We start from the raw sequence: 6,009 nt of genomic DNA on the forward strand, positions 1-6,009 counted from the left end.
CCGCCGCCGGCTACAACTTCTCCCTCCTGCTCAGGTGGCTGAAGGGGTTTTTGTCGCTCTTGATTGCCCTGCTTCAAATCCGGCCGAAGCCGGTCGCCGCTTAGGGCTCGGATTGTTCACGGTCGACTAGTGAGCACTCTCCAATATGTTAGGCTCTGTCGCAGTAGCGCAACAAGCTCAGTCTTTGGATGGGTGGTATGAGGATGAGACGACTGAATGTGTACAGGCTCAGTCTTTTTATCGAGGCTCTCGTTTTTGTCGTAAGCGCGTTCGGTGCGACGTGGCTTACCAGCTTTGTGAACGCGCCATGGTGGACATATGTGATTATAGCGGCCATCGCTATGGGCATGTTCGTCGCCGTGCGTGGGGTCCTTTCTGAGCCGCAACGTATGGGACTCTTGGCACACAACTCGGCAGCGACCTCTGCGTGAACCCAGACGCCTTGAAAATGTGCCCGATGCGTCCGGATTTTTGGCGGTGATCTTCATCAAATGCGATGAGCTGCAATTTCTGGCGACGGCCACGCTAAGGGCGGGCCTCCAGCACCATGTTGAACGGTGTCTCCGCGGCGCGACGCAATCGCTTGAAGCCGCCGCCGGTCACAACCTTGCGCAGCCTCGCCTCACCGGCCTGGGCTCCAAGCGCGAGCCCGACTTCCTGCGACACGGATGCGGGCGTGCACACGAAAGTGGAAGCGGCATAGTAAACGCGGCCGACGGGATTGAGGTTCGCCGCCAGATGATCATGCGCGAACGGCTCGACGATCATCCACGTGCCGTCCGGCTTGAGCGATCCGTGGACATGGGTGGCGGCGCCCGTCGGGTCGCCCATGTCGTGAAGGCAATCGAAGAATGTGACGAGGTCATAGGTTCCGGGATAGCTCTTGGCGGCCGCCACGTCGAACCGCGTGTTAACGCCGACGCCGGCTACCTCGGCCGCCTTGCGGGCGCGCTCAATCGAAGGGGCATGATAGTCGAAGCCGACGAAGCGCGAATTGGGGAAGGCCTGTGCCATGAGCACGGTCGATGCACCATGACCGCATCCAACATCCGCGACGTCCACGCCGCGTTCGAGCTTCTCGACGACGCCCTCCAAGGCCGGCAGCCAGGAGTCGATCAGATTGGCATTGTAGCCTGGACGGAAGAACCGTTCCGTACCGCGAAACAGACACGCGCTATGATCGTGCCACCCGACGCCCTTGCCGGACTGGAATGCCTGCCTCACCTTTTCTTCATCGAGCCACAGCGCGGACAGGAACTCGAATGCGCCTGCCATGAAGGCCGGGCTGTCTTCATCAGCGAACACCAGCTCTTGCTCGGCGTTGAGATAGAATTTGTCGCTCGCTTCATCGTAGTCGACGTAACCCGCCGCCGCCTGCCCGGAAAGCCATTCCCTTACGAGGCGTTCCTGGGTGCCGGTGCGTGTCGAAAGTTCGGCGGCCGTCATCTTGCCGCCTTCGCGCAATGCCTTGAACAGGCCGAGTCTGTCCCCCAGCAGGACTCCCGCGCCCGTTGCGATCGCACCGAGATCGCCGACCATTTTCCCCAAGAATGCGTCCAACTTTTCCTGATTCGCTTCAGACATCTGAATCTCCCTTTGGGTTCAATCTCTCCAGGCGACGGAGCCGTGCTCGTCATGAGGCGCCTTGAGCATCAGATGCTCGAAGACATGCAGATATCCCCGGCGGCTCATTCCGCGCTGCCGATCCTGCACCAGACCATATGGGTGACGACCGGCGCGGTGGTCGGGAATGACAGCCACCTCCATGCCGTTGAAAAGCAGGAAATCCGTCACTTTGCCCTCGTCGGTAACCGGCGGAGCCGGAGTGGTCGTCACCAGGGCAAGCCCTGTTGCAGCAGGTATCCTTGGGCAGCCTGTCAGAACATCGATGACTCCGGTTGTGGTGCCGGGGTGGGCGATCAGGGGCCAAGTGATTGTTCCGCGGCGGCTGTATGTTGTGGTAAGGTGATCATGCGAACTCTTGTTGGTCGGTCACGTGTTTTGCGGATGACCCGCATGTACTGTGCCAAATGAGAAAACCATTCAAACGCAATCCAGTAGATCTGACTGTATCCGACATTGTCGGAATTTGGACATCGCCGAACGCGAAGCGCTCGGGGCTTGTGACGATACTTGAGCGTGCTGCTTCGGAGGAGGGATGAGCCTCGAACCGGCCGCGAGGCCTTTTTCTGGCAACGGATATTCCGGCCGGGTTAGGCCGCGAGGAAAGCGACGGTGAATAAGAGGTAGAGGACCAACCGTTTTGAGCGGGTAGTTGCCGTGTTGCGCCCCCAGGCAAAGGCCAGCACCACGGAGCAGTATTTCTGGTGGCGATACTACAACGCCTTTTAGTGCCGGTTACCCGTTTTTACCCAGTTGGCCTGGTGCATTCAGAGCGAGCTCGTTGGAAACCGCTTATTGTGGCTATGAGCGAACTCGGGATGGAGGAGTGGACCCAAAAATTGGCAAAATGCCCCAGGGAGGATTACATGGGTCGCTCATTCCCCGTACTCGTTACAGGTGCGCGTCGCTTCGCAAACAGCTTGCTTTTGACTTGGCGTTTTTTGCCGTCTCGGCATCGCTCACTAATTCGGCCGCTGCCGACACCGTGAACTGGCGTCAATTCGAAGGGACCAGCATAACTTGGGCCTACGACATCCACCCCTATGCGGATGCTCTCGCTGCGCAATTTCCGGAGTTCGAGAAGCTGACCCGGCATCAAGGTCACGCCGGAACTCTACCCAGACGATTCTTACTGGAACAAGATGACGATCCAACTGACGACGAAGTCGCCAGCATGGGATGTGTTCGGCACTGGCATTCAGCCCGCGTAGGACCTCGCTCCGAGTGGCGCCCTGGAGCCGCTGGACAAATACCTGAGCGATTGGAAGCTTACCGATGCTGGATACGACTACATTACGTGGACATGATCAAGAAGTGCGCGGCTCCTTCCTTCGCGTCCGGCCGCAGCGCGATGACGATCGACTCAAATATGTTCGGCTTCTGGAACGATGTTGCGGGGAAGCCGGCATCCGGCAAGATCGCCTTCGCTCCGCCGCTGCACGCACCGAGCGCCACGAGCTTGGAGTCTGACATCTGGATCTGGGCTCTCGCCATGAACGCGGCTTCCGAAAAGAAGGGCACGGCCTGGCTGTTCATCCCGTGGGCCACCTCCAAGCAGGTGGCGCTCAAGGGTGCCCTTGCTGGCCAGCTCGTCAATCCGCCGCGCACGTCGACCTGGCAGACGACACCTGGACTAAGTACGCTTCGCAGCCCGAGTTCAACAACTTCGTTGACAGCTTCAAAAAGATACAGGACCAAGCCGCGCTGGCTTTCACACCGCGTGTCGGCTTCGGCGAAGCCATGAACGCATGGGCCGTGGCGATGCAGAAGATGGTAAACGGCGATGACGTCGAGACGACGTTGAGGGCGCTTGCCGAAGAAATCCGCACTGGCCTCTGATCAAAAGGAACAGGGCAGTACTATTGCACTGCCCTGTTCCCGCCAACGGCGGAGATCACGCCGTGTCACCCCAAGCACTTAAACCCAGCGTGCCGATGGCAGCCGAAGGACCTGGCGCGCGCGCCTCGTCCGGTTCGGCTTCGCTGGAGGGGCGTTCCATCGACTGTTTCAGCCTTGCAATCATCCAGGCGCTGGCCAAAAGCCAGATGGAGCGCCGGCTCAGGAACCGGCGCAAAAACTCGAGCCTGCCGGCGCTGATCGAGCTGGTGCTGGCGCGGCCGCTGGTGTCGGCAGGTCTGGTCGCGGCCGAGCTGAAAATTAGCCAGCGCGCTGCGCTCGGGCTGGTGCCGAACTCGGCATCCGTGAGGTGACCGGCAGGGGGCGCTACCGGGCGTGGGACCCCGTTTAGCTGCGGCGGGCTTTGGCGAAAGCGACAGCACTGATGATTTTTGCTGTACGCTCATTCTCCCTCATCTGCGCGTTGACAGAAAACCAGCAGGCGAGGGTCACAGCACGCTGTGCTCCCCGCGATTTCCGGAAAACCAATGAAAAACGACTTTGATCGATCGCGCGGGACGTATCATTCAACCATGTCGAGAACGGGCGTGACGGCACGTACACTATGGACCGAGAGAACTTTGTCTGGCGACTTTGCGCACGCTTGCAAAACTCTTCGGAAAACTTCCTTCTGTTGATCCAATGATCGTAATGAGCTGGAGTGGCATCGCCGCTCTCCTCGGTTCTTGCTCTCTCAGTTGAACTTGATGCTAGCCTGCACGAAAACGCCGTAGCGCTTTGCCTTCCAATCGTCGGCCTGCGGGGAACCACGACCGCCCATTGCCTCTTCGAAATGAGCGGTGCCGTTATTCGCCACGGCCGCAACACCGCCTCGAGCTGGACGCCATGCCCATCGCCGTCTTCGGGAATTAGCTTGATCTTGGGCGCATGTGGTGCTGCTCTTTGCCGTCGAGCCGCGTGAAGAGGAACGCCACGTCACCAGAAAGGCTGAGTCGCTCGGTGAGTTGCGTCTGCCCGGCCAAGCCGAGTCGCAGCGAATGCCAATCGTTGTCCTGGCTGAGAGGTTGACGTAGGTGGGACGGTTGGCACACAGGTTCCCCAGTTGGTCGCCTGCTGCGTGCAACCGAAAGCATCGTAGCTCTCGTGCCAGAAATTGTTGCCAACAAAAGCACCGATGCGGTAGCGCGGTGAGTTCAAGAAATTATATCCAAGATCGGCGGTGAAATAGCTGACGCCGCCCCCGCGCTGATCACTGAATGTGTTTGAGTAGCCCCCCATTTCCGTAAGAAGTCCTCGTCATGAGAAAATCCTCCCTGATGCCGCCCGCACCGAGGAGGCCTTTACGAAAATGCCAGTCGGATTGTGGACTCGAATGCGCGTCTAGATCGTCATAGGTGAGCCGCGAGACCAGTGACGTACCTTTATGATTGTAAAGTTCCTTCGATGCGTTGCCGGTACTGGCCAGTAACGTAGTCCACCCTCGAAGGAAAAGACTGAGGCCGCCGACCCGGCTACCGACGCCGACTCGCAATCACCGGCACTCGACGGCGGTTCGGAACTTCTCGGTGCCGCAGCGCCGGCCAAGCCGGACGGGCCCGGTGAAAAATTCGTCGTCGAGGGCAAGGCGCCCGCTGCTGCGCCCGGCCGCGCCGACGATTTTTCTTGGCCGCCAAGGCGGCAGCCTGCGGCCGGGGCCACAACCGAAACGACCACGGCGATCAGTCCGTAAGCTGCCCGGGGCAGCGGAAGGGCGGAAAGCGCCTTCAGGTGGCCGCACAAGTAGGGTCTCGAGACGGACTCAGCGCGGCAGCACGCTCGATCCCATCAGCGCCTCATCGATGGCGCGCGCCGCCTGGCGGCCCTCGCGGATCGCCCAGACGACCAGCGACTGGCCGCGCCGCACGTCGCCCGCCGCATAGAGCTTTTCGACGCTGGTCCTGTAGTCCCGGTCATTGGCCTCGACATTCTTCGAGCGGCGGCTGTCAATGGCGATCTTCATCTGGCCGGCCAGTTCCGACACCGGCCCGCGAGCGGCTGGCCCGGCAAAGCCGATGGCGATGAACGCGAGATCGGCGCGGATGACGAATTCGGTGCCGGCGATCGGCTTGCGCTTTTCGTCGACTTCGCAGCATTTGACCCCGGTCAGCTGGCCGTTTTCGCCGATGAATTCAAGCGTCGCCACCTGGAATTCGCGCTCGGCGCCTTCGGCCTGCGAGGATGACGTGCGCATCTTGGTCGCCCAGTATGGCCAGACCGACAGCTTGTCTTCCTTTTCCGGCGGCTGCGGCCGGATGTCGAGCTGGGTGACGCGCACCGCGCCCTGGCGGAAGGCGGTGCCGACGCAGTCGGAGGCAGTGTCGCCGCCGCCGACGACGACGACATGCTGGCCGCCGGCGAGGATCGGATGCGACGGCCACGCCACCGACTGGATCGGTTCGCCGCCGACACGCCTGTTCTGCTGCACCAGATAGGGCATCGCGTCATGCACGCCGCCGAGATCGTCGCCGGGAATGCCGGCCGCGCGCGGCG

At 60.8% G+C, this 6,009-nt stretch carries 4 protein-coding genes and 2 pseudogenes; 2 read left to right on the top strand and 4 right to left on the bottom strand.

All coding sequences use genetic code 11. The annotated features are described in order from the left end of the window. Positions 1 to 525: 525 nt before the first annotated feature. From EN949_RS32040 to EN949_RS36860, 3 genes and pseudogenes are all read right to left on the bottom strand, one after another. Entirely contained in the window at positions 526 to 1,584 is a 1,059-nt protein-coding gene (locus EN949_RS32040) for a class I SAM-dependent methyltransferase (RefSeq protein ID WP_024504268.1), read from the bottom strand. A 57-nt stretch (positions 1,585 to 1,641) separates the two neighbouring features. After that, positions 1,642 to 1,863, bottom strand: a pseudogene (locus EN949_RS32045) (insulinase family protein); the annotation flags it as partial. Positions 1,864 to 2,916: 1,053 nt separating this feature from the next. Next, on the bottom strand, positions 2,917 to 3,159 hold the full coding sequence (locus EN949_RS36860; RefSeq protein WP_224571023.1) for a hypothetical protein: 243 nt from the start codon (positions 3,157 to 3,159) through the stop codon (positions 2,917 to 2,919). A gap of 365 nt (positions 3,160 to 3,524) precedes the next feature. Between EN949_RS36860 and EN949_RS37310 the strand changes: the two genes are divergently transcribed. Beyond that, positions 3,525 to 3,833: a helix-turn-helix domain-containing protein gene (locus EN949_RS37310; RefSeq protein ID WP_236473435.1), complete on the top strand. Its 309-nt coding sequence runs from the start codon at positions 3,525 to 3,527 to the stop codon at positions 3,831 to 3,833. 1,181 nt (positions 3,834 to 5,014) lie between these two features. Beyond that, positions 5,015 to 5,209, top strand: a pseudogene (locus tag EN949_RS36865) (DUF459 domain-containing protein); the annotation flags it as partial. Positions 5,210 to 5,278: 69 nt separating this feature from the next. Here the strand turns inward: EN949_RS36865 and EN949_RS32065 are convergent. After that, on the bottom strand, positions 5,279 to 6,009 hold a 731-nt coding region (locus EN949_RS32065), incomplete at its 5' end, for an FAD-dependent oxidoreductase (protein ID WP_164782604.1).

It is taken from the genome of Mesorhizobium sp. M7A.F.Ca.US.007.01.2.1 (genome assembly GCF_003998165.1).
In the GTDB taxonomy this organism is placed as follows: domain Bacteria; phylum Pseudomonadota; class Alphaproteobacteria; order Rhizobiales; family Rhizobiaceae; genus Mesorhizobium; species Mesorhizobium ciceri.